Origin of the sequence: Saccharomonospora sp. NB11 (genome assembly GCF_015910535.1) — a bacterium.
Lineage (GTDB): Bacteria > Actinomycetota > Actinomycetes > Mycobacteriales > Pseudonocardiaceae > Saccharomonospora.
The window spans coordinates 202,896-228,579 of the sequence record NZ_JACBJG010000008.1 but is presented as its reverse complement, the minus strand read 5'-3'; the positions used below and the strand labels follow the sequence as shown (position 1 = coordinate 228,579).

General features: G+C 70.3%; 27 protein-coding genes. 5 read left to right on the top strand and 22 right to left on the bottom strand.

The window, feature by feature from the left end; genetic code table 11:
* Window positions 1–66 precede the first annotated feature (66 nt).
* Window positions 67–1,746, top strand: coding sequence for a YibE/F family protein (locus JAV51_RS14465; RefSeq protein WP_307845890.1), 1,680 nt, complete (start codon window positions 67–69; stop codon window positions 1,744–1,746).
* On the opposite strand, the gene JAV51_RS14460 is transcribed toward JAV51_RS14465, so the two are convergent.
* Window positions 1,715–2,383 carry a hypothetical protein gene (locus JAV51_RS14460; RefSeq protein ID WP_197321235.1) on the bottom strand — a complete coding sequence of 223 codons (669 nt, stop codon included), beginning with the start codon at window positions 2,381–2,383 and terminating at the stop codon, window positions 1,715–1,717. The two genes, JAV51_RS14465 and JAV51_RS14460, sit on opposite strands and share 32 nt — an antisense overlap.
* Window positions 2,384–2,442: 59 nt before the next feature.
* Complete coding sequence (locus JAV51_RS14455; RefSeq protein WP_197321234.1) at window positions 2,443–3,093, bottom strand: MBL fold metallo-hydrolase; 651 nt, start codon at window positions 3,091–3,093, stop codon at window positions 2,443–2,445.
* Window positions 3,094–3,217: 124 nt separating this feature from the next.
* Here JAV51_RS14455 and JAV51_RS14450 point away from each other — a divergent pair, with 124 nt between their 5' ends.
* Complete coding sequence (locus JAV51_RS14450) at window positions 3,218–4,078, top strand: peptidylprolyl isomerase (protein ID WP_197321233.1); 861 nt, start codon at window positions 3,218–3,220, stop codon at window positions 4,076–4,078.
* 142 nt (window positions 4,079–4,220) lie between these two features.
* Here JAV51_RS14450 and JAV51_RS14445 read toward each other — a convergent pair whose 3' ends face one another.
* The 14 genes from JAV51_RS14445 to JAV51_RS14380 form a co-directional block, all read right to left on the bottom strand.
* Complete coding sequence (locus tag JAV51_RS14445; protein ID WP_197321232.1) at window positions 4,221–4,994, bottom strand: enoyl-CoA hydratase/isomerase family protein; 774 nt, start codon at window positions 4,992–4,994, stop codon at window positions 4,221–4,223.
* Between the two features lie 40 nt (window positions 4,995–5,034).
* Window positions 5,035–7,380 (bottom strand): bifunctional (p)ppGpp synthetase/guanosine-3',5'-bis(diphosphate) 3'-pyrophosphohydrolase, encoded by a 2,346-nt coding sequence (locus JAV51_RS14440; protein WP_197321231.1) that lies wholly within the window; start codon window positions 7,378–7,380, stop codon window positions 5,035–5,037.
* Window positions 7,381–7,492: 112 nt separating this feature from the next.
* The gene (locus JAV51_RS14435; RefSeq protein ID WP_197321230.1) at window positions 7,493–8,017 is read right to left on the bottom strand and encodes an adenine phosphoribosyltransferase; all 525 of its coding nucleotides are present in this window, start codon (window positions 8,015–8,017) and stop codon (window positions 7,493–7,495) included.
* The gene (gene secF, locus JAV51_RS14430) at window positions 8,014–9,222 is read right to left on the bottom strand and encodes a protein translocase subunit SecF (protein ID WP_197321229.1); all 1,209 of its coding nucleotides are present in this window, start codon (window positions 9,220–9,222) and stop codon (window positions 8,014–8,016) included. Before secF ends, JAV51_RS14435 begins: the two co-directional genes overlap by 4 nt.
* A 1-nt stretch (window position 9,223) precedes the next feature.
* On the bottom strand, window positions 9,224–11,041 hold the full coding sequence (gene secD / locus JAV51_RS14425) for a protein translocase subunit SecD (protein WP_197321228.1): 1,818 nt from the start codon (window positions 11,039–11,041) through the stop codon (window positions 9,224–9,226).
* A gap of 190 nt (window positions 11,042–11,231) precedes the next feature.
* Entirely contained in the window at window positions 11,232–11,615 is a 384-nt protein-coding gene (gene yajC, locus JAV51_RS14420; RefSeq protein WP_197321227.1) for a preprotein translocase subunit YajC, read from the bottom strand.
* 128 nt (window positions 11,616–11,743) lie between these two features.
* Window positions 11,744–12,757 carry a Holliday junction branch migration DNA helicase RuvB gene (ruvB, locus tag JAV51_RS14415; protein ID WP_231642280.1) on the bottom strand — a complete coding sequence of 338 codons (1,014 nt, stop codon included), beginning with the start codon at window positions 12,755–12,757 and terminating at the stop codon, window positions 11,744–11,746.
* Between the two features lie 73 nt (window positions 12,758–12,830).
* Window positions 12,831–13,430: a Holliday junction branch migration protein RuvA gene (gene ruvA, locus JAV51_RS14410; RefSeq protein WP_197321225.1), complete on the bottom strand. Its 600-nt coding sequence runs from the start codon at window positions 13,428–13,430 to the stop codon at window positions 12,831–12,833.
* On the bottom strand, window positions 13,427–14,017 hold the full coding sequence (gene ruvC / locus JAV51_RS14405; RefSeq protein WP_197321224.1) for a crossover junction endodeoxyribonuclease RuvC: 591 nt from the start codon (window positions 14,015–14,017) through the stop codon (window positions 13,427–13,429). Before ruvC ends, ruvA begins: the two co-directional genes overlap by 4 nt.
* Before the next feature lie 136 nt (window positions 14,018–14,153).
* The gene (locus JAV51_RS14400; RefSeq protein WP_197321223.1) at window positions 14,154–14,708 is read right to left on the bottom strand and encodes a DUF4262 domain-containing protein; all 555 of its coding nucleotides are present in this window, start codon (window positions 14,706–14,708) and stop codon (window positions 14,154–14,156) included.
* 63 nt (window positions 14,709–14,771) lie between these two features.
* Window positions 14,772–15,521 carry a YebC/PmpR family DNA-binding transcriptional regulator gene (locus JAV51_RS14395; protein ID WP_197321222.1) on the bottom strand — a complete coding sequence of 250 codons (750 nt, stop codon included), beginning with the start codon at window positions 15,519–15,521 and terminating at the stop codon, window positions 14,772–14,774.
* A gap of 24 nt (window positions 15,522–15,545) precedes the next feature.
* Window positions 15,546–16,187, bottom strand: a complete 642-nt coding sequence (gene pdxT / locus JAV51_RS14390; RefSeq protein WP_197321221.1) for a pyridoxal 5'-phosphate synthase glutaminase subunit PdxT — start codon at window positions 16,185–16,187, stop codon at window positions 15,546–15,548.
* 40 nt (window positions 16,188–16,227) lie between these two features.
* Complete coding sequence (locus JAV51_RS14385) at window positions 16,228–16,551, bottom strand: AzlD domain-containing protein (RefSeq protein WP_197321220.1); 324 nt, start codon at window positions 16,549–16,551, stop codon at window positions 16,228–16,230.
* Window positions 16,545–17,264: an AzlC family ABC transporter permease gene (locus tag JAV51_RS14380; protein WP_197321288.1), complete on the bottom strand. Its 720-nt coding sequence runs from the start codon at window positions 17,262–17,264 to the stop codon at window positions 16,545–16,547. The genes JAV51_RS14385 and JAV51_RS14380 overlap by 7 nt, the downstream gene beginning before the upstream one ends.
* Window positions 17,265–17,332: 68 nt before the next feature.
* Between JAV51_RS14380 and JAV51_RS14375 the strand changes: the two genes are divergently transcribed.
* Entirely contained in the window at window positions 17,333–17,896 is a 564-nt protein-coding gene (locus JAV51_RS14375) for a helix-turn-helix domain-containing protein (RefSeq protein ID WP_197321219.1), read from the top strand.
* A gap of 37 nt (window positions 17,897–17,933) precedes the next feature.
* Here the strand turns inward: JAV51_RS14375 and pdxS are convergent, their stop codons facing one another.
* The gene (gene pdxS / locus JAV51_RS14370; protein WP_197321218.1) at window positions 17,934–18,848 is read right to left on the bottom strand and encodes a pyridoxal 5'-phosphate synthase lyase subunit PdxS; all 915 of its coding nucleotides are present in this window, start codon (window positions 18,846–18,848) and stop codon (window positions 17,934–17,936) included.
* 198 nt (window positions 18,849–19,046) lie between these two features.
* Between pdxS and JAV51_RS14365 the strand changes: the two genes are divergently transcribed.
* Window positions 19,047–21,179, top strand: coding sequence for an elongation factor G-like protein EF-G2 (locus JAV51_RS14365; protein ID WP_197321217.1), 2,133 nt, complete (start codon window positions 19,047–19,049; stop codon window positions 21,177–21,179).
* A 7-nt stretch (window positions 21,180–21,186) separates the two neighbouring features.
* On the opposite strand, the gene JAV51_RS14360 is transcribed toward JAV51_RS14365, so the two are convergent.
* The 5 genes from JAV51_RS14360 to JAV51_RS14340 all read right to left on the bottom strand — a co-directional run bounded on the left by JAV51_RS14360 (window position 21,187) and on the right by JAV51_RS14340 (window position 25,041).
* Window positions 21,187–21,699: an NUDIX hydrolase gene (locus JAV51_RS14360; protein WP_197321216.1), complete on the bottom strand. Its 513-nt coding sequence runs from the start codon at window positions 21,697–21,699 to the stop codon at window positions 21,187–21,189.
* Window positions 21,696–22,838, bottom strand: a complete 1,143-nt coding sequence (locus JAV51_RS14355) for a glycosyltransferase family 4 protein (protein ID WP_197321215.1) — start codon at window positions 22,836–22,838, stop codon at window positions 21,696–21,698. The genes JAV51_RS14360 and JAV51_RS14355 overlap by 4 nt, the downstream gene beginning before the upstream one ends.
* On the bottom strand, window positions 22,835–23,806 hold the full coding sequence (locus JAV51_RS14350; protein WP_197321214.1) for a phosphatidylinositol mannoside acyltransferase: 972 nt from the start codon (window positions 23,804–23,806) through the stop codon (window positions 22,835–22,837). The genes JAV51_RS14355 and JAV51_RS14350 overlap by 4 nt, the downstream gene beginning before the upstream one ends.
* Entirely contained in the window at window positions 23,803–24,417 is a 615-nt protein-coding gene (gene pgsA / locus JAV51_RS14345) for a phosphatidylinositol phosphate synthase (protein ID WP_197321213.1), read from the bottom strand. The genes JAV51_RS14350 and pgsA overlap by 4 nt, the downstream gene beginning before the upstream one ends.
* Before the next feature lie 111 nt (window positions 24,418–24,528).
* Window positions 24,529–25,041 (bottom strand): MarR family winged helix-turn-helix transcriptional regulator, encoded by a 513-nt coding sequence (locus JAV51_RS14340; protein WP_197321212.1) that lies wholly within the window; start codon window positions 25,039–25,041, stop codon window positions 24,529–24,531.
* Between the two features lie 94 nt (window positions 25,042–25,135).
* Here JAV51_RS14340 and JAV51_RS14335 point away from each other — a divergent pair, with 94 nt between their 5' ends.
* Window positions 25,136–25,678, top strand: a complete 543-nt coding sequence (locus JAV51_RS14335) for a YceI family protein (protein WP_197321211.1) — start codon at window positions 25,136–25,138, stop codon at window positions 25,676–25,678.
* Window positions 25,679–25,684 lie beyond the last annotated feature (6 nt).

The following is a 25,684-nucleotide window of genomic DNA, read 5'->3' as shown; positions in this document are numbered from 1 at the left end:
ACCAATCCGAATCCGGCCCCTCCGGCTGTCGACAGCGGGTGAGCGCGAACCGGGCAAGATGACCGGGTGCGCCCCGACGACTCCGATCCGACCGAGCCGCTGCCCCGGGTGAGACCCGAACACCCCGCGCCCGCCCGTCGCCGAGCCCGCCCGACCGCCTCGGGACCGCGTGCGGCGACCCGGACCACGACCGGTGACCCGGCCACGCCCCGACGCCGCCGCCCGGACACCCCGCTCGCCGAAGGTCGCGAGCGGCCTGACCGGCCTGCCGGAGGCCGTCGGTCGACGGCCGCGAAGTCCTCGGTGGCAGGGGTACTCGACCCCGCACCGGCCACGCCGTCCGAGGAACGCGACGCGGGCGCGACGACGCGAAAGCCGTCGGACGCCACGCCGCCACCGCCGTCGACCGACTCCGGACGTGGCTCGACACCGCCGGAGGAGAAGACCGAGCGCACCGACAAGGACCGGCCCCGCACGCCGCCCGTGTCTGTCGGCCACGGCCACGGACACGGACACGGCGACACGACGCCTGCCTCCAGGCAGGTCCGACGCCTCCTGCTCGCCCTGCTCGCCCCGCTGGCGCTGGCGACCGTCGTGGCCGTGGGGGTGCTCTTCCCCTGGGAGGGTGCGCCCGAGCTGGCCGGGTCGGCCGGAACGCCCGTGGACGGCGTGGTCACGGCTGCCGCGGCCGGGCCGTGTCTCCAACCGGGGCAGGTCCAGGTCGGCGAGCCCGACCCGGACGACCAGCGTTGCCTGTCGGTGGACGTCCGTCTGGACGACGGCCCCGGGCAGGGGGCGACGATCAGCAAGATCCTGCCGATCGAGCCCAGCAGTCCTCGCTTCGCCGTGGGCGACGAGGTGGTGTTGGCCTACGGCGGAGGCGAGCCCACGGACCCCGGCTCGTACCAGATCCGCGACTTCCAGCGCGGAGTCCCGCTCCTGCTGCTGGGTGTGCTCTTCGCCGCGGCCGTGCTGTTGTTGGGCCGCTGGCAGGGACTCGCCTCGCTCGTGGCCCTCGGCATCACCTTCGGCGTGATCGTCCTGTTCGTCCTGCCCGCCATCCTCGCGGGCCGCGATCCCCTGCTGGTGGCCATCGCCGCCGCCGGGCTCATCATGTTCCTCGCCTTGTACGTCACCCACGGCGTCTCCGCACGCACGTCGGTGGCGGTGCTCGGCACGATCGCGAGTCTCGCGCTCATCGGCGTGCTGTCGGCCGTGTTCTCGGCCGCCGCCGACCTCACCGGGCTGGACGCCGACACGAGCTCGCTCATCGGCTCTCTCGGCGGAGACCTCGACCCCCGTGGTCTGCTGCTGGCGGGCATCGTCATCGGCGCTCTCGGGGTGCTCGATGACGTGACCGTCGCACAGGCCAGCGCGGTGTGGGAACTGCGTCGCGCCAACCCCGCGCTGAGCTGGCGCAGCCTCTACGCGGCCGGGTTGCGCATCGGCCGCGCGCACGTCGGCTCGGCGGTGAACACGCTCGTGCTCGCCTACGCCGGGGCGGCGCTGCCGCTGTTGCTGTTGTCGTCGTTGGCCGACGTCGGTCTCTCCCCGATCCTGCAGTCGCAGGACGTCGCTCAGGAACTCGTCCGCACGTTGGCGGGCAGCATCGGCATCATCGCCGCCGTTCCCCTCACCACGCTGCTCGCCGCCCTCGTGGCCGTACGCGACGAGAACGCCGAGCCGCACGAGGCCGAGGACCCCGACGACGAACTCAGTCCTCCAACGTCGCCACGAACCGGCTGACGGCCTGCATGCTGAACCGCTGCGCGAGCTTGCCCGACGGAGCCGCCGACGCCAGGCGGTAGAGCGGACGGTCCGCGGCGGCGTCGCCCCGGGCCTCCGAGCGGAGCTGGGCCACGAGGAGCTGCGAGAACACGAGACCACCCGCGTCCAGGTTGTTCACCACGGCGTCGGCGATCTGGCGCAGCGGCAGGATGCCGAGTTCCCGACCTCCGGTCCCCGCGTACGCGGCGAGGTCGATCTTGACGGCCGCACGCTGCCCGCCGGTCACCAGCAGGCTCACCGTCCGCGTGCCCCGCACGTCGGTGATCAGCAGGTCCAGCCGCGAGGCCGTCGTGAGATCGACCCGGCGCGTCCCCCAGGTCCGCACCGTGACCGTGGTGCCCTCCAGCCACATCCGCCGACGGGCCCCCGAGACCACGAGCAACAGCAACGGCACCGCGATGACCGCCGCGACGACGAGCGCGGGCACCTGACCGGCGATGAGGCCCGTGACCCCGCCGAACGCCGCCGCCAGCATCGCCACCGCGACGAGCCCCGAGATCACGCGGGTCCGACGGACCTTGCCGTCCTCCCCCGAGAGCAGGATGCGCTCCGGTTCGCGTGCCCGGTCGGCCGACGTCGGCTCGTGTTCAGTCATGGTGCGCCCTCGTACCCCTTGCCGTGCTGTCGAACGTGGTCGTACAAGTCTCGTCCGTGTCAGGTCAGGAACGGGTTGCCCACCCGCTCCCGACCGATGGTGGTGCTGTCCCCGTGCCCCGGGAGGACGACCGTCCCGTCGTCGAGCGACGACATGAGACGTCGCAGCGAGGACGCAAGCGCGTCCGCATCACCCCCGGGCAGGTCCGTGCGGCCCACCGAACCCGCGAACAGCGTGTCGCCGGTCAACGCAACCCGTCCGCCTTCCTCGGCGCGCACCGTGAACACGACCGAGCCCGGTGTGTGCCCCGGCGTGTGCAGCACGTCGAACCGCAGACCCGCCAGGTCGAGGGGCCCTTCGTCCAGCGGCTCGACGGCGGCGGGTTCCGGCAACGACACCGGACCGACGACGGCCGCGAGCTGGGGCCCCAAGCCCGCCGCCGGGTCCGTCAGCAGCGGGCGGTCCTCGGGGCGGACGTGCACGGCCACCCCGTGTGTCTCCGACAGCTCCGCGGCCGACGCCACGTGGTCGTAGTGACCGTGGGTCGCCAGCACCGCCACCGGGGTCAGCTCGTGCTCCCGCAGGGCCTTCTCGACACCGTCCGACGCGCTCTCACCGGGGTCGACGACGACGCACTCCCGGCCCGGCCCGGCCGCGACGAGATAGCAGTTGGCCCGGAACGCGCCTGCCGGAAACCCGACGACCAGCACGACGAACACCTCCGGGATCTGGGATCGGTCTCACCCTAGCCGCCCCTACACAGCTTCCTCACAGACAGTGCCCATAGACTGCCGCCACCCGCAGCGGGTGTGTCGAAGACTTCAAGGAGGGCAGGTGGCGACCAACCAGCAGCGCCGCGAGGCCGCGAAACGCAAGCTCGAACGACAGCTCGCCCGTCGAGCCGAGCGGGCGAAGCGACGCAGGATCGTGGGAGTCGGTGTCACGGTCGGCGCCGTGGTCGTGGTCGCCGGGCTCATCGTGGTCCTGGCAACGCGGGGCGGCGACAGCGAGGCCGAGAACAACGCCGACGGCTCGTCGTCGGCCACCACCCCGGCCGCGCCGACGGACATCGAGATCCCCACGGAGCGGGTCGAGTTGGCGCAGCGTCCCGAGCCGTTGCCGAACCCGACGTCGTGCGAGTACACGGAGTCCGGGGAGGCGGCCAAGAAGGTGTCCGTGCCGGACGGCGAGAACGTGTCGTCCGAGGGAACCGTGAAGGTCACGTTGCACAGCAACGTCGGCGACATCGGCCTCGAACTCGACCGGGCGCTCGCCCCGTGCACCGTGAACAGCTTCGTGCACCTCGCCGAGGAGGGCTACTACACCGACACGAGCTGCCACCGGATCGGCACCGAGGGCCTGCAGATGCTGCAGTGCGGTGACCCGACGGGGCAGGGCACAGGCGGCCCCGGCTACACGTTCGCCGACGAGACGTTCGAGGAGCTCGAATACGGTCGGGGTGTCCTCGCGATGGCCAACAGCGGCCCCGACACCAACGGCAGCCAGTTCTTCATGGTGTTCGGCGAGGCTCCGCTGCCGCCGGACTACACCGTGTTCGGCTCCATCGACGACGAGGGCCTGAAGGTGATCGACGAGGTGGCCCGTGGCGGCCACGACGGCAGCTTCGACCCGAGCCCGGGTGGCGGCAAGCCGCTCACCGACGTCACCTTCACCGACGTCACCGTCGAGTCCTGACGATTCCCGAGAATGGGCCGTATCCGCGCGCGGATGCGGCCCATTCGGCGTGTCCGCGCCTCCTGCACGCATGTCGGCGTCTCTTGCACGCATGCCGGCGTCCTGCGGCGCGGACACGCGTGCGCAGGGCGCGGACACGATGTCAGGCGAAGCGTGGGGCGCGGCGCTCCAGGAACGCGGCCACGCCTTCGGCGTAGTCGGCGCTGTGGACGGCCTCGGTACGCAGCCGCTCGATCTCCTCGTCGCACTCCGTCTGGCCCGCGAGGATGCGCCCGATGATCTCGTTCATGCTCCGCACCGCCGTCTGCGACCGAGAGCACAATGTCCGCGCGAACGCCGTCGTGGTCTCCTCCAAGGCGTCGGCGTCGACGAGCTCGTTGACCAGGCCCATCTCCGCGGCCCGCTGCGCGTTCACCAACGTCGCCGACAACAACAGATACCGGGCATGTGCCGGCCCGACGAGGTCGACGAGCTGCCGCGTCGAGGTGAAGTCGTAGACGATCCCGAGCTTGGCGGGCGTGATCCCGAACCGGGCGTTCTTCGCGGCGAACCGGAAGTCGCATGCCACCGCGATCTGACTCCCACCACCGATGCAGTTGCCCCGGATCATCGCGATGCTCGGCTTGCGAAGGCCGCTGAGGGCCTCCACGGCGGCCGTCACCGCGCGGTCGTAGCTCACCGCGCCCTCGGCCGTCGACCGCAGCGCGCGGAACTCCCCGATGTCCGCGCCCGCCGAGAAGTGGTCACCCGCGCCCGTGACGACGAGCACCTTCACCGCCGGGTCGGCCTCGACCTCGGCGACCACATCCGGGATCGCCGACCACATCTCGTGGCGGATGGCGTTCATCTTCTCCGGCCGCGTGAAGGTGAGCCTGGCGATCTCGCCGTGGCTGCGGTAGTCGAACCCGTCGCTCATGATCACGCACAGTACGGCGTCGACCGCGACGACCGGACCGTCACGAGGCCGACGTCACGCGGTAGACGTCGTACACGCCTTCGACGTTGCGCACCACCTTGAGCACGTGGCCGAGGTGCTTCGGGTCGCCCATCTCGAACGTGAACCGGCTGACCGCCACCCGGTCCCGCGACGTCGTCACGGACGCCGAAAGGATGTTGACCTTCTCGTCGGCGAGCACCTTGGTGATGTCGGACAGCAACCGGTGTCGGTCGAGCGCCTCCACCTGGATCGCCACGAGGAACACCGACGACTCGGTGGGCGCCCACTCGACGTCGAGCAGCCGCTCGGGCTGTTTGCGCAGTTCGTCGGCGTTGGTGCAGTCGGTGCGGTGCACGGACACGCCGCCGCCCCGGGTGACGAAGCCCAGGATCTCGTCGCCGGGGACGGGTGTGCAGCAGCGCGCGAGCTTGGTCCAGATGTCGGTCTGGCCCTTCACCACCACACCGACGTCGCCGGTGCCACGGCGGCGGGTGACCGTGGACGGTGTGGCCCGCTCGGCCAGCTCCTCCTCGGCCTCCTCCACACCGCCGATGAGCGCCACGAGCCGCTGCACCACGTGCTTCGCGCCGACCTGATGCTCGCCCACCGCCGCGTACAACGAGCTGATGTCGTTGTGCCGCAACTCCTTGGCGACCGCGCCCATCGTGTCGGCCGAGACCAGCCGCTGCAACGGAAGCCCGATCTTGCGGACCTCCTTGGCGATGGCCTCCTTGCCGCTCTCGACGGCCTCGTCGCGCCGTTCCTTGGCGAACCACTGGCGGATCTTCGCCTTGGCCTTCGGCGAGGCGACGAACGACAACCAGTCGTGGCTCGGTCCCGCGCCCTCGGCCTTCGAGGTGAAGATTTCGACGACCTCACCGTTTTCGAGCTTGCGCTCCAGAGCGACGAGCCGGCCGTTGACCCGCGCACCGATGCAGCGGTGTCCGACCTCGGTGTGCACGGAGTACGCGAAGTCGACGGGCGTCGAACCGACCGGCAACGTGATCACGTCGCCCTTGGGCGTGAACACGAAGATCTCGCGAGTCGCCAGGTCGTACCGCAGGGACTCCAGGAACTCCCCCGGGTCCGCAGCCTCCCGCTGCCAGTCGAGGAGCTGACGCATCCACGCCATCTCGTCGATGTCGACGGCGTTGCCGCGATGCGTGCCCTTGGTCTCCTTGTACCGCCAGTGCGCCGCGATGCCGTACTCCGCCGTGCGGTGCATCTCGTGCGTGCGGATCTGCACCTCCAACGGCTTGCCGTCGGGGCCGATCACGGTGGTGTGCAGCGACTGGTAGACGCCGAAGCGCGGCTGGGCGATGTAGTCCTTGAATCGGCCCGGCATGGGCTGCCACAGCGCGTGCACCACGCCCATGGCGGCGTAGCAGTCGCGGACCTCGTCCACCAGGATCCGCACACCCACGAGGTCGTGGATGTCGTCGAGGTCGCGTCCCCGCACGATCATCTTCTGGTGGATCGAGTAGTAGTGCTTCGGCCGCCCCTCGACCTTGGCGGTGATGCGCGACTCCCCGAGCTGCTTCGTCAGCTCCCCGATCACCCACCGCAGGTAGGTGTCCCGCGACGGGGCGCGGTCGGCGACCAGCCGCACGATCTCGTCGTACTTCTTCGGCTGCAGGATCGCGAACGCGAGGTCCTCCAGTTCCCACTTGACGGTCGCCATGCCCAGGCGGTGGGCCAGCGGCGCGAGGACCTCCAGCGTCTCCTTCGCCTTGCGGGCCTGCTTCTCCGGCGGCAGGAAGCGCATGGTGCGCATGTTGTGGAGCCGGTCGGCGAGTTTGATGACCAGCACCCGCGGGTCCCGGGCCATCGCGATGACCATCTTGCGGATGGTCTCCGCCTCCGCCGCGGTACCGAGCTTCACCTTGTCGAGCTTGGTGACGCCGTCGACCAGTTGAGCGACCTTCTCGCCGAACTCCTCGGTGAGCTGTTCCACCGAGTAGTCGGTGTCCTCGACCGTGTCGTGCAGCAGGGCGGCGACCAGCGTGGTCGTGTCCATCCCCAGCTCGGCCAAGATCGTGGCCACGGCAAGGGGGTGCGTGATGTAGGGGTCGCCGGACTTGCGCCGCTGCTCGCGGTGCAGGTACTCGGCCACGTCGTAGGCGCGCTGCAACAACGCGAGGTCGGCGCTCGGGTGCAGCTCGCGATGGATGACCGCCAGCGGCTCCAGAACCTGCTTCACGGATGCGGGTCGCTGCGCCGTGATCCGCCGCGCCAACCGCGCTCGCACCCGTCGGGTGGCCGACGGTGCCCGCACGGTGGCGCCCGGCGGTGCGCCCTGATCGGATCGCGTGGGCGCACCGGCGTCCGAACGGGCAGCGACCACGGAATCAAGCTCCTGGCTCACCCGAACCTCCAGCTCGTCACGCGACTGATGACGTCAAGCGTAACGCGCGAGGGGCCGTTCCCATGCCCACGGGCACCGACGACTCCGCAGGACCCGACGAACGTCGGCGCCCTCAGACGGTACGCAGAGCGTGCACCGGCACCGAGCCGAGTCGAGCCCGTCCGCCGAGGTCGGCCAGTTCGAGCACGACGGTGACACCGGTGACCTCGGCCCCGGCGCTCGTGACCAGCTCGGCGGTCGCCGCCACGGTACCGCCCGTGGCCAGCACGTCGTCCACGATCGCGACCCGTTCGCCCGCGTGCACCGAGCCCAGGGGAAGCTCCAACGTCGCGGTGCCGTACTCGAGCGCGTAGTCGACGCGGCCCGCGACGTTGGGCAGTTTGCCCGGCTTGCGCACCAGGGCGACCCCCAACCCTCGGGCGTAGCCGAGGGCGGCGGCGAGCACGAACCCACGAGCCTCCACCGCGGCGAGGCGATCGACGTTCTCGCCGACCGCCTCCCCCAGCGCGTCGATCACGTGCCGGAATGCGTCGGGGTCGCCGAACAGCGGGGTGAGGTCGCGGAACAGCACCCCGGGCTCAGGGAAGTCCGGGATCTCGGTGATGAGGTCCAGTGCCTTGCCGAGTTCGTCGCTCACCGCTTGCGCTTCCCCGTCGGGCGGGTGGACCGGGCCTTGGGGTGGCGGGCCGGAACGCTCGCGGCGGCGGCGTACGCCTTCTCCTTGCGCAGCTCGGCTTCGAGTTGCTCGTCGTCACCGGGATTGAAGTCGTCGTCCTGACCAGTGGCGCCGACCTTGCGGGCCTGGGCCGCACGGCGGGCCAGGACCTTCTCCTCCTGCTTGCGGTACTGCGGCTCGCGCATCTTGAATGCGACGAGCATCGGCGTGGCCAGGCAGACCGAGGAGAACGTGCCGGCGAGCATACCGGTGAGCAGCACGAGCGCCAGGTCCTGCAGCGTGCCGGAGCCGAGGAGGATGTTGCCGATGACGAGCAGGCCGAGCACCGGCAGCAGCGCGATGATCGACGTGTTGATCGAGCGCATCAACACCTGGTTCAGCGCCAGGTTGGCCGCCTCGGCGTAGGTGCGCCGCGTGAGGTTCAGGATGCCGCGCGTGTTCTCCTTGACCTTGTCGAACACGACCACGGTGTCGTACAGCGAGTAGCCCAGAATGGTCAGCAGACCGATGGCCGTCGCCGGAGTCACCTCGAAGCCCACCAGCGCGTAGACACCAGCGGTGACCACGATGTCGTGCAGCAGCGCGACCAGCGCGGACACCGCCATCCAGGTCTCGAAGTAGAGAATCAGGAAGACGGCGACGAGGACCAGGAAGACCCCCAGGGCGATCAGCGCCTGCTTGGAGATCTCACCGCCCCAGGTGGCGCTCACCCGGCTGTCGCTGATCACCTGCTCGCTGGGCTGGCCCCCGTCGTCGAGCGGTTGCAGCGTGTCGAACAAGGACCGCTTGACCTGCTGGACCTCGTCCGAGTTCAGCGTCTCCGACCGGATCTGGATGGTCGCGGAGTCACCGTTGCCGACCTGCTGCACCTCAGCCGGGTTGCTGCCCATGGCGTCGGCGAAGGCCTCACGCGCGTCCTCGGTGGTGATCTGTCCCTGGGCACCCACCGCGGGCAACTGGATCTGCGTCCCGCCCTCGAACTCGATGCCGAGGTTGAAGCCGCGGACCCCGATCGCCACGAAGCAGGCGACGATCAAGGCGGCGAACACGACGAACCACTGCTTGCGGTGGCCGACGATGTCGAACGCGCCGGTACCGGTGTAGAGGCGCTGGAAGACCGATTCCTTCTTCACGGGTGCGTCGGTGGTGAGGTCGGACTTCGCCACGTCACGCCTCCTTCACAGCAGTGCGGACCGCGGCTCGACGGTCGGCGCCGATGCGCTGCACCGCACCGAGGCCGGAGAGCTTGGGACTCGACAGTTTCTTCGAGCGGGACACGAGCGCCACCAGCGGGTGCGTCACCAGGAACACGACGATGAGGTCGAGCACCGTCGACATACCCAGGGTGAAGGCGAAGCCCTTCACCTCACCCACCGCGAGCACGTACAGCACGCCGGCGGCGAGGAACATGATGGCGTCCGAGGCGAGAATCGTGCGGCGTGCCTTCTGCCAACCGCGAGGCACGGCCGAGCGGAAGGTCCGGCCTTCTCGCATCTCGTCCTTCAACCGTTCGAAGTAGACCACGAACGAGTCGGCGGTGACACCGATACCGACGATGAAGCCGACCACGCCCGCGATGTCGAGCGTGTACCCGATCCACCGTCCGAGCAGGACGAGGACGGCGTAGACGATCAGCGCCGACAGCGCCAGCGACAGGATCGTGAGCACACCGAGGATGCGGTAGTAGAACAGGCAGTACACGAACACGAGCGCGAGGCCCACGGCACCCGCGATGAGGCCCGCCTTCAGCGTGGCGAGGCCGAGTGTCGCCGACACGGTCGTCGCGTCGGAGGACTCGAACGACAGCGGCAGCGACCCGTACTTCAACACGTCGGCGAGGTTCTTGGCCTCGCTCTGTGTGAACTGGCCGGTGATCTGCGTGTCACCGCCCGCGATGGCCTGGTTGATGGTCGGCGCGGACACCACCTCGGTGTCGAGCACGAAGGCGGCGCGCTGGCCGATGTTCTGCGCGGTGAAGTCGGCCCAGGTGTCCGCGCCCTCGGCGTTGAACGACAGGTTGACGACCCAGCCGCCCTCCTGTGCGTTGTAGACGGACGAGGCGTTGGAGATCGCCGTGCCCTTCATGAACACCGGCGAGAGCACGTACTTCTCGGTGCCGTCCTGGTTGCACGCGACCAGCGGCAGCTTCGGGTCGTCGTTGCCCGCCAACGGATCGAGTTCGTCCGGGTCGCAGGTCAGCCGGACGAGCGCCTCCTGCTGGAGCTGCTGAGCCTCCTGCGAGGCGGCCTGGTCGGCCGGGTCGGCGGGCAGCAGCGCCGGGTTCTGGCGCCACTCCTTCGCCTCCTGAATCTGCCTGGCGGCTTCCTCCTGCAGCGTGTCGTCCGAGGAGTCACTGCCGGAAGAGTCACTGTCGGAGGAGTCACCGTCGGACTGCGCGGGCGCGACACCGGCCGGGCTGCTGCCACCGCCCTGGGTGTCGTCGGCGTCGTCCTCCGACGTGGCGTCGCCGTCGTTCTTCGCGTCGCCGGACTGCTCGTCGTCGGTGCCCTGGCCGGAATTCTCGCCGCCCTGGTCCTCACCGGACTGACCTTCGCCGTCCCCGGCGTCCGCACCGGCGTCGGGCTGCTGCCCGCCGGGCTGACCCGCCGGGACGGCCAGGACGACCTGCCGGAATCCGAGCTGCGCCGTCTGGCCGAGCGTCTTGGCCTGCTCGCCCTCGTTGCCCGGAACCGTGATGACGACGTTGTTGCCGTCGAGCAGCACCTCGGCGCCGCTGACGCCGATGCCGTTGACACGGTTCTCGATGATCTGACGGGCCTGTTGAAGCTGTTCGCGCGTGGGCTCGGAACCGTCCGGCGTCCGCGCCGTCAGAGTGACCCGGGTCCCGCCTTTCAGATCGATACCGAGCTTGGGCGTCGGGCTGCCGTCGCCGGTGAAGAACACCAGCGAGTACAGCGCGGCGACGATCACGACGAAAAACGCGAAGTAGCGTCCCGGGCGAATCTGCCCGGCCGGAGGTGCCACGGTCGGTCGCTCTCCTCGAACTGATACGACGGCTTGACGAGTCAGCAGGCGTGTCACTCACCGCGAGGTAGCGAACGCGCCCAGCACCGAGACCTTACTCGGCGCTGGGCGAGCGCGACAGCCTACCCGAGTCGGACGTCTCGACGAGTCGACGACGCCGGACGTCGGCGGTCGGTGACGACCGTCGTCGTTACTTCTGACTCTGCTCGATCGGGGCGGCGACCTGCGGCCCCTCGTTCGCCTTCTCGCTCGACTCGTCCTTCGCCGCGGCGGTGGCGTCGGTGTCCACGGTGTCCTCGTCGAGGTCGACGTCGGCGACGATGCGCTCCCGCACCGCCTGACGCAGCCAGGTCGTCACGACGCCCTCGGCGATCTCCAGGTCGATGGTGGTGTCGTCGCTCGCGTCGGCGACCGTCGCGTACAGACCGGACGTGGTCATCACGCGGTCACCCGCGGTCAGGCTGTTCTGCATCTCCTGCTGCTCGGCCATGAGCTTCTTCTGCTTGCGCGTGCTCATGACGAGCGGGAGCGCGACGACGAGCATCAACAGCAGCGGCAGGATAAGGCCGTCCATGGTTCTCCATTCGCAGACGCCGCCTGTGGTGGAGCGTGACGTCCGAGTTGTGTCCAGATGTGCTGTTTTCGAGTGTGCCAGGTGCCGACGAGATTTCGAGCACCGGTGGCGCACACCTCGGCGTCCCCTCAGTCGAACAGGGGCGACGACGTGGCGTCAAGCCCTCCCACGTGCTCGGGAGGACGCAGTCCGAGGTGCTCCCACGCCTGCGCGGTCGCGACCCGCCCTCGCGGCGTTCGCGCGAGCATACCCGCACGAACGAGATACGGCTCACACACCTCTTCGACGGTGGTCGGTTCCTCCCCCACCGCCACGGCGAGAGTGGACACCCCGACCGGGCCGCCGTTGAACGACCGCACGAGCGCGCCCAGCACCTCCCGGTCCAGCCGGTCGAGGCCGAGTTCGTCCACGTCGTACACCTTCAGCGCGGCCCTCACCACGGGAAGCGTGGCCACGCCGTCGGCACGCACCTCAGCGTAGTCGCGCACTCGGCGCAGGAGCCGGTTGGCGATGCGCGGGGTCCCGCGGGAGCGACGGGCGATCTCCGCCCGCCCCTCGGCGTCCACCTCGATGCCGAGGATCGAGGCCGACCGCTTCAGGACCTGCTCCAGCTCCGCGGGGCTGTAGAACTCCATCTGGCCGGTGAAGCCGAACCGGTCCCGCAACGGACCGGTGAGCGCCCCCGACCGCGTCGTCGCGCCCACCAGCGTGAACGGGGGAATCTCCAGCGGGATGCTCGTGGCTCCGGGCCCCTTGCCCACCACGACGTCGACGCGGAAGTCCTCCATTGCGAGGTACAGCATCTCCTCCGCGGGGCGGGCCATGCGGTGGATCTCGTCGATGAAGAGCACATCGCCCTCGGCGAGGTTCGACAACATCGCGGCGAGGTCGCCCGCGCGTTCCAACGCAGGTCCCGAGGTGATGCGAATGGCGGCGTTGAGCTCCGCCGCGATGATCATGGCGAGGCTCGTCTTGCCGAGACCGGGAGGACCGGACAGCAGGACGTGGTCCGGGGCGACCCGGCGTTTACGCGCGCTCTCCAGAACCAGTTCCAACTGCTCACGCACCCTCGGCTGGCCGACGAACTCCGCGAGCCGTCGAGGCCGCAGAGCCGTGTCGACCTCGCGTTCGCCCGTCTGCATCACCGCCGAGAGCGGCGTCTCGTCCAGCCCCGGGTACCCGTGCTCGATCTCCTCGTCGTGCACACCCACCGCCTCACTTGTTCCGGCCGAGGACGGACAGCGCCGCCCGCAGCAGCCGCGACGTGTCGTCGGGGACGTCGGCCGCCACCTTGTCGACGGCCTTCTCGGCCTGCTTCGACGGGAACCCGAGCCCCACCAGCGCGTCGACCACGTCCGCCCGCACGGTACTGCTCGCCGCTCGGACCTCACCTGCCTCACCGTCGGTGGCGGCGACCGCGGTCACCTTGTCCCGCAGTTCGATGATCAGCCGTTCGGCACCCTTGCGCCCGATGCCGGGCACCTGGGTGAGCATGGTGATGTTGCCGTCCGCCAACGCGTGCCGCAGCTTCTCGGGCTCCAACACGGCCAGGGCCGCCAACGCCAGTCGAGGTCCGATGCCGGACACCGTCTGCAACAGCTCGAACAGCTCTCGGGACTCCACGTCGGCGAACCCGTAAAGAGTCAGCGCGTCCTCCCGGACCACGAGCGTGGTGAAGAGACGGGCCTCCGTCCCCCTGCGCAATGTCGCGAGGGTGCCGGGAGTGGCCTGCACGGCGAGTCCGACGCCGCCCACCTCGATCACCACGTGATCGAGTGCCACCGACAGCACCTCACCGCGTACCGACGAAATCATGGTGTCAATCCTGTCCTGTCGTCACGCCGCTTCGCCGCCGCGGCGGCCAGCCGCGCCTTGTGGGTGCGGGCGAGTTCCGCGGCCCTGGCCTCGGCCTCCGCGAGCCGCGCCCGCATCGGCTCTCTCCACAAGTGACAGATCGCGAGGGCGAGGGCGTCGGCGGCGTCGGCTGGCCGTGGCGCCTCCCGCAGCCGCAGCAGCCGAGTCACCATCGTGGTCACCTGCGCCTTGTCGGCCCGGCCGGAGCCCGTGACCGCCGCCTTGACCTCACTCGGGGTGTGGAACGCCACCGGCAGGTCACGGCGTGCCGCGCAGACCGCCACCACGCCGCTGACCTGGGCGGTGCCCATCACGGTACGCACGTTGTGCTGACTGAAGACCCGCTCGATGGCGACCACGTCGGGACGATGGGTGTCGAGCCACTTCTCGACCGCCTCGCTGACCTGCAACAACCGGTGCGGCAGCGGGTCGTCGACGGGAGTGCGGACGACTCCCACCGCCACGCACGACACACTCCGCCCGAGCGCGCCGTCGACGACCCCGAGGCCACACCGGGTCAGCCCGGGGTCCACACCCAGCACGCGCACGAGGCAGTCCTTTCCGCGAACACCAGTTCGACCGAAGGCTACCGTCCCGCACCGACCGGGCCGGAGAGGAACACGCCGACGCGCACTCGTCGGGCGTCGTTCGACCGCGCGGCGAGTGCGAGTGTCCGATGTGGAGTCAGGGGCCGTCGACGCCGGGCGTCCAGTTCTCGGGCGCACCGCTGGCCGTCAGCACCGGCTGCCAGTCCGCGAATCCTTCGGGCGCGTCCGGGCTCCACGGCCAGCTGCCGTCGGTCGAGGGAACGATGATCTGCACCGCGGGGAAGTCGCCTTCGGGATAGACGAGGAAGGCACTGCCGAAGTACTCGGGATAGTGCGCCTGCGCCACCTTCTCGAAGGTCACGGGCACACCGTCGAAGAAGTCGTCGTAGAGCTTTCCGCAGACGAATCGCTCGCCGGTGGCGGCACGGTCCACATAGGCGTCCAACAACACCGTGGCCATCTCGCCGGGGAGGCCGACCACGACCGCCTCCGGGATGTTGTGCATGGCCCACGCGCACACCGTGAACGCGTAGCCGCTGCCATGTTCGTCCGGGGCGACGGCGACCACCGCGTTACCGCGTTGCTCGGCCTGCGCGACGATCCACTCCCGCAGTTCCTGGTCGGAATCCAACTCGCCGCCGTCGTCGGATGGGTCCATGTCGAGGGTGGTCTCCGCAGTCACGGGCGACATTGTGCCCCATCCGACCGCGAGCACACTACCGGCGGCACGCGCCGGTAGTGTGCCGGCCACGGCTCAGCCGACCTCGGCGAGCACCTCGTCGCTGACGTCGAAGTTCGCGTAGACGTTCTGCACGTCGTCACAGTCCTCGAGAGCGTCGATCAGACGGAACACCTTGCGCGCGTTCTCGGCGTCCAGCGGGACGTTGACCGACGGGAGGAAGCTCATGTCGGCCGACTCGTAGTCGTAGCCCGCTTCCTGGAGCGCGGTGCGCACGGCCACCAGGTCGCTCGCCTCGGAGATGATCTCGAAGTTCTCGCCGAGGTCGTTGACCTCCTCCGCGCCCGCGTCGAGCACGGCCATGAGCACGTCGTCCTCCGACGTGTCGTTCTTGGGCATGATGACGACGCCCTTGCGGTTGAACAGGTACGCCACCGAGCCCGGGTCGGCGAGCGAGCCGCCGTTACGGCTCAGCGCCGTCCGGACCTCCGACGCGGCCCTGTTCTTGTTGTCCGTCAGGCACTCGATGAGCACCGCGACCCCGGCAGGCCCGTACCCCTCGTACGTGATGGTCTGCCACTCGGCACCGCCCGCTTCCTCACCGGCGCCACGTTTGCGCGCACGCTCGATGTTGTCCAGCGGGACGGAGTTCTTCCTCGCCTTCTGAATGGCGTCGTAGAGGGTCGGGTTGCCTTCGGGATCGCCCCCGCCGGTTCGCGCGGCGACCTCGATGTTCTTGATGAGTTTCGCGAACAGCTTGCCACGCTTGGCGTCGAGGGCGGCCTTCTTGTGCTTGGTGGTGGCCCACTTGGAGTGGCCGCTCATCTCTCCTCCAACTTCCTATCGCGTCTACGCGACCTCAGAAACGGTGCGCACGAACAGACGGTGAATCCGCTCGTCGCCGGTCAACTCGGGATGGAACGCGGTCGCGAACACCCGCCCCTGCCGAACGGCCACGATCCTATCCGTAGCCGCTTCGGAGAGCGGGTCGTCGACCACGGTGGCGAGAACCTGGACCCCGTCCCCCACCTTCTCCACCCAGGGCGCGCGGATGAACACCGCGTGGACGTTCCCCTCGACGCCCTGGACCTCCAGTTCGGTCTCGAACGAGTCGACCTGCCGCCCGAACGCGTTGCGCCGGACGACGACGTCGAGCGCGTCGAGCTGCTGTTGATCCGGCCTGCCGTCGAGCACCTGGCGGGCCAACAGCACCATCCCCGCGCAGGAGCCGAACACGGGCAGGCCGTCCCGGATCCGCTGTCGCAGCGGTTCCAGGAGGTCGAACGAGACGAGAAGGCGGGACATCGTGGTGGACTCACCACCAGGCAGCACGAGGCCGTCGACCTCGGCGAGCTCGGAGGCTCGACGCACCGGCAGGACCCACGCACCGGCACGCTCCACCAGGAGGGCGTGTTCGCGCACATCACCCTGCAGAGCGAGGACACCGACGACGGGTCGCTGTGGCACGTGCGTCACCTTTCCCGCGATCATTGCTGGTCAAGCCTAGTGGGCGAACGGAGGTGCCGGTGGATCAGGGCACACCGAGCAGCCGCAGTCCCGCCGCCGTCGCGCCTGCTGCCAGGACGACGAGCACGAACGGCGCCTTCCGCCAGGCCAGCACTCCACCCACGACGACGCCCGCGGGCCTGGCCCACCCGGCGAAGGACGCGCCGTCCATCAGCGACGACGTCGCCACGAGCGAGGCCAGCAGGACGACCGCCGCCACGGCGACCAGCTTCTCGATGCGGGGTGACACCGTCAGTCGGGCCTTGAGCAGCGGCCCCGCGACCCGGAAGGTGTACGTGCCGACCGCGAGCACGGCGACGCAGGCGAGCAGTGTGGTGGCACTCAGCACGAGTCCGACCTCCTTGCGGCCGGTGGCTCGACGGACTCCCGTCCCGAGTCCGGATTCCGCCACGCCACGACGCCCACGAGCCCGAGCAGGACCGGAAGCCCGGCCGGAAGGAACGGGGCCGACACCAGGGCGACGGCGACGCCCACCGCGACGGCACGGCGGGTGCCCGGGTCGTGCAGCGCGGACAACACCAGGGCCAGCAACACGGCCGGGAAGGCGGCGTCGAGCCCGAGGGCGTCGGTGTCGCTCACGACCGTGCCGACGAGCGCGCCGATCGCGACCCCGAGGTTCCAGGTCACGAACAACCCGATCCCGCACGCCCAGTAGGCGAGCTTGCGCCGCTCGCGCTCCTGTTGGGCAAGCGCGAAGGCGACCGCTTCGTCGATCATCAGGTGGGTGCCGAGCAGTCGCCTGGCCCAGGTCGAGCCCAACAGGTCGGCGACGGCGAACCCGAACGGGACGTGGCGGGCGTTGATGAGCAGCCCGGCCGCGACGGCGGCGATGGGATTACCGCCGGAGACCACGAGTCCCACGAACATGAACTGCGCGGCACCCGCGAAGACCAGGACGGACAACAGCATCGGCAACCACAGGGGCAGTCCCGAGCTGACCGTGACAGCCCCGAACGACAGCCCGACGAGGGCGTCGGCGAGCCACACCAACGCGAGGTCGCGGGCGAGCTCTCGGTCCATAGTTCGCCATATCGAACGCATCACCTTCTAGACTGAACAATGACGAGTTCGTTCGTCAAACCGAACGCGCGATCTGTGGAGCGAACGACATGACGGAGACGAAGGGCGGCGCACCGCTCGCGGCCATCGCGGCCTCCCTGCAGCGGGAACGGACGAGGGCGGGTCTCTCGCTCGCCGAACTCGCCCGACGAGCCGGCGTGGCCAAGTCGACCCTCTCGCAACTGGAGTCCGGCACCGGCAACCCCAGCGTCGAGACGTTGTGGGCCATCAGCACCGCGCTCGACATCTCGTTCACCCAGCTCGTCGAACCCGCCAAGCCGCAGGTGCAGGTGATCCGCGCGGGCGAGGGACCGCGGTTCTCCGCCGAACGGGCCGACTACGTCGCCACCCTGCTGTCGGCATCCCCACCCCGCACCCGACGCGACCTCTACCTCGTCCAGGCCGAGCCCGACCGCCCCAGGGAGTCCGCGCCGCACATGCCCGGCATCGTGGAACACGTCGTTCTGAGCAGCGGACGCGCCCTCGTGGGACCGCTCGACGACCCCGTGGAGCTCGCCCCGGGCGACTACGTCGCCTACCCCGGCGACGTCCCGCACGTCTTCCGGGCGTTGGAGCCGAACACGATGGCGGTGCTCGTCTCCGAACAGTCGTGAGCGGCGGTGGGCCGCCCGCGCCGCCCACCGCCCCGGTTCACCAGCCGCGCTCGGCGAGCCGATGCGGCACGGGCAGCTCGGCGACGTTGATGCCCACCATCGCCTCGCCGAGCCCGCGCGAGACCTTGGCGATCACATCCGGGTCGTCGTGGAAGGCCGTGGCCTTCACGATGGCCTCCGCGCGCTTGGCGGGGTCGCCGGACTTGAAGATGCCCGAGCCGACGAAGACACCCTCCGCGCCGAGCTGCATCATCATCGCCGCGTCGGCCGGGGTGGCGATGCCGCCGGCCGTGAACAGCACCACCGGGAGTCGGCCCGTCCGGGCGACCTCCTGCACCAACTCGTAGGGCGCCTGCAGCTTCTTCGCCTCCGCGTACAGCTCGTCCTCGGGAAGCGCCGCGAGCGCGCGGATCTCGGACCGGATGCGACGCATGTGCGTCGTCGCGTTGGACACGTCGCCGGTTCCCGCCTCTCCCTTGGAGCGGATCATCGCGGCGCCCTCGGCGATGCGCCGCAACGCCTCGCCGAGGTTGGTCGCCCCACACACGAAGGGCACCGTGAACGCCCACTTGTCGATGTGATGAGCCTCGTCGGCAGGCGTGAGCACCTCCGACTCGTCGATGTAGTCCACCCCGAGCGACTGCAGCACCTGCGCCTCGACGAAGTGGCCGATCCGCGCCTTCGCCATCACCGGGATCGACACCGCCGAGATGATGCCGTCGATGAGGTCCGGGTCGCTCATGCGAGCCACTCCGCCCTGCGCGCGGATGTCGGCGGGAACGCGTTCGAGCGCCATGACGGCCACCGCTCCCGCGTCCTCGGCGATCCGAGCCTGCTCGGGCGTGACGACGTCCATGATCACGCCGCCCTTCAGCATGTCCGCCATTCCACGCTTGACGCGCGCGGTACCGGTCCTGACCTCGGCGGAGCCACCGGAGCGCTCGTTCGACACAGCAGTTCCTTCCAGCGTTTCGAGCAACGGGACGCCCTGAGCGTAGGTCGGACGTGGCCCTCCACAGGTGTCCATTCACGCGGTATTCCGAAAGGCCACTTACGCCGTCGACGGAGCAGGTGTCCCGCCCGCTTGCCAGGTACGCCGATCGGGTGTGTGCTCGAAACCACACACCCGCCAGCGTCGCAGGAGGCCGTCATGGCCGAGAAGACCGTCAAGAGCAGCGGCTCGGCGGCCGAGGTCGCCGTGGACGATCCCGGCAAGGTACGCAACGTCGCCCTCGTCGGACCGTCGGGTTCCGGGAAGACGACCCTCACCGAGGCCCTGCTCGTCGCCGCGAACGCCATCAACCGACCCGGTTCGGTCACCGAGGGCACCACCGTGTGCGATCACGACGAGGCCGCGGTCCGCCAGCAACGATCCGTGGGACTCGCCGTGGCGCCCGTGCTCCACGGCGACATAAAGATCAACTTCATCGACACCCCGGGCTACGCCGACTTCGTGGGCGAGGTCCGGGCGGGCCTGCGTGCCGCCGACGCCGCGTTGTTCGTGGTCAGCGCGGGACACGGAGTCGACTCCGCGACCGTGTCGCTGTGGGAGGAGTGCGCCGCCGTGAACCTGCCGCGCGCCGTGGTGGTCTCACGGCTCGACCACGCCCGCGCGGACGTGGACGCCACCGTCGCCGCTTGCCAGGACGCGTTCGGCGCCGGTGTCCTGCCCCTCTACCTCCCGGCGGACGACGGACCCCACGCATTGGTCGGTCTGGTGACGGGACGGCGCTCCGACTACTCCGAGGGCCACCCACCGCGCGTCGGCGAGGTCGGCGCAGCAGACGCGGTCCGGCTCGCGGCGGCCCGGGACGCGTTGATCGAGGGCATCATCGGCGAGAGCGAGGACGAGGGCCTGCTGGACCGCTACCTCGCGGGTGAGGCGATCGCGGAGGACACCCTCATCGCCGACCTCGAGAAGGCGGTCGCCCGTGGCACGTTCCATCCCGTCATCCCCGCGTGCGCGGAGACCGGGGTGGGGACGGCGGAGATCCTCGACGGCATCGCGCGCGCCTTCCCGTCGCCGTTGGAGCACGACCCGCCGCCCGCCACCACTCCGGACGGTCTGCCTCGCCCCCGGTTGTCCGCCGACCCCGCCGGTCCGCTCGCCGCCGAGGTGGTGCACACGGCCGTCGACTCCTACGTCGGCCGTGTGTCGCTGGTGCGAGTGTTCTCGGGCACGTTGCGGCCGGAACGGTCCGTCCACGTCAGCGGACACGGCCTCACCGATCGCGGCCACGCCGATCACGACACCGACGAGCGCGTCGCGCACCTGTACTCGCCGTTGGGAGCCGCGCTCCGCGAGGTCCCCCACTGCGTCGCGGGTGACCTCTGCGCGCTCACGAAGCTCACGTCGGCGGAGACCGGCGACACCGTGTCCGCACCGAGCGACCCGCTGCTCGTGGCGCCGTGGGAGATGCCGGAGCCGCTGCTTCCCGTCGCCGTCGTGGCGGGCACCCGCAGCGACGAGGACGCCCTGGCCCGCAACCTGTCCCGCCTGGTCGCGGGCGATCCGACGCTACGGCTGGAACGCAACCCGGAGACGCGCCAGCTCGTGCTGTGGTGCACGGGCGAGGCCCACGCCGACGTCGTGCTGTCGATGTTGCGGGCAGGAGGCGCCGACGTGACCACCGAACCCGTGCGGATCAGCCGGAGAGCCACGTTCCGCGCTCCGGCGCGAGGACACGGCCGCCACGTGAAGCAGTCCGGCGGCCACGGCCAGTACGCGGTGTGCGACGTCGAGGTGGAACCGCTCCCCCGGGGGTCGGGTGTGGAGTTCGTCGACCGCATCGTGGGCGGCGTCGTCCCCCACCAGTTCATCCCCAGCGTCGAGAAGGGGGTGCGCGCCCAACTGCAGAAGGGCATCGACGGCGACGACCCGGTGGTGGACGTGCGCGTGACCCTGGTGGACGGCAAGGCACACAGCGTCGACTCCTCCGACGCGGCGTTCCAGACGGCGGGCGCGCTCGCGGTGAAGGACGCAGCGGCCAAGGCCGGGCTCGTGCCGCTCGAACCGCTCGATGAGATCGTGGTCCGGCTCCCCGACGACTACCTCGGGGCCGTACTGGGCGATTTGTCGTCGCGACGAGGCCGGGTGCTCGGCACCGAGTCGCTCGAAGGTGGGATGGGGCTCGTACACGCCGAGGTCCCTGCGGAGGAACTGGTGCGCTACGCCGTGGACCTGCGCTCCCTCACCTCCGGCCGGGCGAGCTTCACCCGCCACCACGCGCGCTATGAACCGGCTCCACAGAAGGCGACCGCCCGCGAACACGCCAAGGCGTGAGCCGCCGTCAGGCGGCGGACGGTGGTGCCGGGTCGGGTTCGGCGATCTCGAAGTACTCCGGGCGAGGAGCCGTCCCCGCGAGCCGGAAGTAGCGCACGCGACGCCGTCGCCGCAGAGCCAGCGTGTCGCGCACCGCGTCGTTGTAGACGCGCCGGGCGATGACGACGCGCTCCTCGGCGTCGCTCAACTCGTCGGTGAGCGCGGGCGGCAACGCCCTGCGGTCGATCGCGGCGAGCCGACGGGTCAGCTCGTTCTCCGCGGCTTCGCGCTCCGAGCGGGGCGCCGACTCGGCCGCGTCGGCTGCCGCGCGCAATGCCGCGGCGTCCTCCCCCTGCTCCACGGTCGCCGTCACGGTGCGGGCGACCACGGCGCGGCGTGCGAGGGCGGCGTCGAGTGCGGCCCAGCCCGCGTCCATCCGGACGTGCAAGCGGTCGAGACGGTTCGCCGTCGCCACCAGCCACAGCGCCCCGGCCATCACCAGCGCGGCGACGCACGCCAGCACGAGCAGTGTCGTGGTCATCGCAGGGCGCCGGTCTCCGCGACGACCTTGCGAGGATCGGCCGCGATCGCCGTCTCGTAGACGCGCACGACCTGCCTCACCACGGTGCCCCAGTCATAACGCGCGACGTGCTCGGTCGCGGCGTCGGACAGCGCCGCCCGACGCACCGGGTCAGCGAGGAGCCCGCGCAGGGCCTCGGCGAGCGCCTCGGCGTCCCCTGTCGGCACCAGGACCCCGGCCCGACCGTCGTCGAGCACCCGCCGGAAGGAGTCGAGTGCGCTGGCCACCACGGGCGCCCCCGCTGCCATCGCCTCGGTGAGGATCATGCCGAAGCTCTCGCCACCCGTGTTCGGCGCGCAGTAGACGTCCACGCTGCGCAGGGCACGTGCCTTGGTCTCGTCGTCGACCTGGCCGAGCAGGTCGAGCCGCGAGGCGAGCTCCGGTCCCGCGTCACGGTGCAGCGTCTCCACCTCGCCGCGACCGACGACGAGCAGTCGCAGCGACGGCAGTTCCGGGGCGAGTATGCGCAGTGCGTCGAGCAGCACGCCCATGCCCTTGCGCGGTTCGGTGTAGCGGCCGACGAACCCGATCGTGCCGCCTTCGCGGGGATAGCCGTCCAACGGCGCCGCACCCGAGAAGAACCCGGTGTCGACGCCGTTCGGAATCTCCACCGCGTCCCCGCCGAGGTGCTCCACCTGCACGCGCCGAGCCAACGCGGACACGGCGATGCGCGCGGTCACCTTCTCCAACAGCGGACGCAGCACCGGCTCGAACGCCGCCAGCGTGCGCGACCGCGGCGTGGAGGTGTGGAAGGTCGCGACGATCGGCCCCTCCGCCACCATGAGCGCGAGCAGCGACAGACTCGGCGCGGTCGGCTCGTGCAGGTGCAGGACGTCGAAGTCGTGCTCACGCAGCCACCGGCGCACCCGCGCGTACGACACGGGCCCGAACTGCAGCCGCGCCACCGACCCGTTGTAGGGGATGCCCAGCGACCGCCCGGCGGGCTGGACGAAGTCGGGCAGCTGCGCGCCGTCGTCACCGGGTGCCAGAACCGACACGGTGTGGCCGAGCGAGCGCAGCGCCTTCGCGAGGTCCACGACGTGGCCCTGCACTCCGCCGGGCACGTCGAAGGAGTACGGGCACACGATCCCGATCCTCATGACGCGCTCCGTTCGTCCGCCCCGATCTCGGACCCGCCCGAGCTCGTCGCGCTCCGTTCGGTCTTCTTCCCCGGCTCGCCCGGGTCGCCGTCCTCGTCAGCGGCCCGGTCGGCGAGCCAGAACGGCTGCAACATGTGCCAGTCCGTGGGGTGGGCGGCGATGTCGCCCGCGAAGACGTCGGCGATCGCCTGTGTCGCGGCGGGCACCTCGTCGCGACTGCTGACCCGGATGCGGGGATGTACCCGCACGGCCCAGCCCCGTTCGGTGAACCAGCACCCGGCGGGCAGCAACGCCGCGCCGGTGCTCAGCGCGAGTCGCGCCGGCCCCACCGGGAAGGTCGCCTTCTCCCCGAAGAACGTCACGGGCACGCCGGAGCCGTTGATGTCGCGGTCGCCGACCAGGCACACCACCTTGTTCTCCCGCAGCCGACGCAGCAGGGTCCGGAACGACACGCTGCCGTCGGCGGGAATGACCTCGAAACCGAGCGACTCGCGGTAGGCGACGAAGCGTTCGTACAGCGACTCGGGCCGCAGCCGTTCGGCGACGGTGGTGAAACTTCCGGAGTGAGCCACCAACCACACACCCGCGACGTCCCAGTTGCCCGTGTGCGGCAGTGCCACCACGGCGCCGTTGCCCTCGGCCAACGCCGCGTCGAGGTACTCGACGCCGGTCAGGTCCACGCGCGAGCGGACGTCGTCGGCGTCCATCGACGGCAGGCAGAACGCCTCCTGCCAGTAGCGGGCGTACGAACGCATGGCCCGACGGGTGAGGTCCTCCAACTCCACCGAGCCCGCCTGGGGCACGACGCGGGCGAGGTTGCGGCGCAGCCGGGCGGCCCCGCCCTTGTTGCGTTTGGCGGCGATGTCGGCGGCGACGGAGAACGCCGCGGTGACGAACGAGTCCGGCAGCTTCGGCACCATCCGCCAGCCGGCGGCGTAACCCCAGTCCGCGAGTCGCTGCCTGCTCACTGTCGCGCCTTTCCCGCCGCCATGGCCACCGCGCCGATCCGCTGAAGCAGGGTGATCACCGAGAGCACGGCGAGCAGCCATTGCGACACCTCGACCGTGTGGGGCAAACCGAGCCCCTGGAGTCCCGTCCCGACCAGCGCGATGATCAACCGCTCGGCACGTTCGACGAGTCCCCCGTTGGCCGCGTCACCGAAACCCGACGCCTCGGCGCGCGCCTTGACGTAGGAAATGACCTGCGCGAGGACCAGACACGTCAGGGCAGCCGCCGCCACGCGCGGGTTGTCGGCCACGGCGAACGCCCACCAGGCGATGGCGGCGAACAGCGCACCGTCGACGAGCCGGTCGCACGTCGCGTCGAGCACCGCTCCGAACGCCGTGCTTCCCTTGGCCCGCGCCATCGCCCCGTCGAGCAGGTCCAGCATGACGAAGCCCCACACCACGAACGTGCCCGCGAGGAGCATCCCGGCCGGGAAGAAGATCAGCGCCCCGGCGATGGCGCCCGCGGTGCCGATGAGCGTCATCGCGTTGGGGGTGAGCCCGGCGCGCACCAGAGCGGCACCGATGGGATCGGTGACACGAGACACGGACGCGCGCGCGAAGATGTTGAGCATCTGATCCTAGGGTTTGCTGGCGAGTAGGGGTCGACTCGGCAAGCAAACCCTATCGAGCCGTCGCGGCGTCGGCGTTCCGTGCCCCTGCGTGTGTGGCCTGCGCCTGGTCACTCACACCGGTCTCGTCGCGTCGGCAGCCTCGGCGCCGGTCTCCACGGCCCGCTCGCACACGGGCGCGAGGCGGTCCCGGATCGCCGCGCTGATCGCTCCCAGCTCGCGCACCTGCGCCGGGGTGAGCACGTCGAACAGGGCCTCCCGCACCGCCTCGACGTGTCCGGGCGCGGCCTCGCGGATCGCCGCCAACCCGGCGTCGGTGAGGTGGGCGAACGCGCCACGCTTGTCGGTGGGACACGACTCCCTTCGGATCCACCCACTGGCTTCCATGCGGGCGACCGCGTGCGAGAGCCTGCTGCGTGACGATCGGGTCGCCTGCGCGAGGTCGCTCATCCGCAGGACCCGCCCCGGCGCTTCGGACAGCGCGACGAGGACGGCGTAGTAGGTGGTGGGCATGCCCGCGTCGCGTTGGAGCTGCGCCTCGATGTGCCCCCGGACCATGTCGACGGCGGCCGAGAAGTCCCGCCACACACGTTGCTGCTCGTCCGTGAGCCATCGAGGTTCCGGCATGACCCCAGTCTAGCCGGGCCGTCCCACTAGTTGAGCGCTCAATCATCACTCGTCTAGAGTGAGCCCGACAAGATCCACTACAGAGGGGAAACCCATGACCGCCACCGCCATACCCGGCTATCTCACCGGCACCTGGACGATCGACCCGGTGCACTCCAACGTCAGCTTCCTCGTCCGCCACCTCGGCGTGTCGCGGGTGCGGGGCCGGTTCACCGAGCTGTCCGGCGAGATCACCACGGCGGAGAACATCACCGACTCGTCGGTGACCGCGACCATGCAGGCCGCCAGCATCGACACCACCAACCAGCAGCGTGACGAGCACGTGCGCAGCGCCGACTTCCTCGACGCCGAGAACCACCCCACGTTGAGCTTCCGCTCCACCGGCGTGCGCGTGGACGGTGAGGACTACCTCATCGACGGCGAGCTGACCCTGCGCGGCGTCACCCGGCCCGTCACCCTCACCGCCGAGCTCGGCGGATTCGGCGACGGCATGACCGAGGGCAGCAAGGTGCTCGGCGTGTCCGCACGCACGGAGATCAAGCGCACCGACTTCGGAGTGGGCGGCACCATCCCGTCGGCCGTCGTCAGCGACAAGGTCGTGATCGAGCTCGACATCGAAGCGGTGCGGCAGGACTGAGTCGTC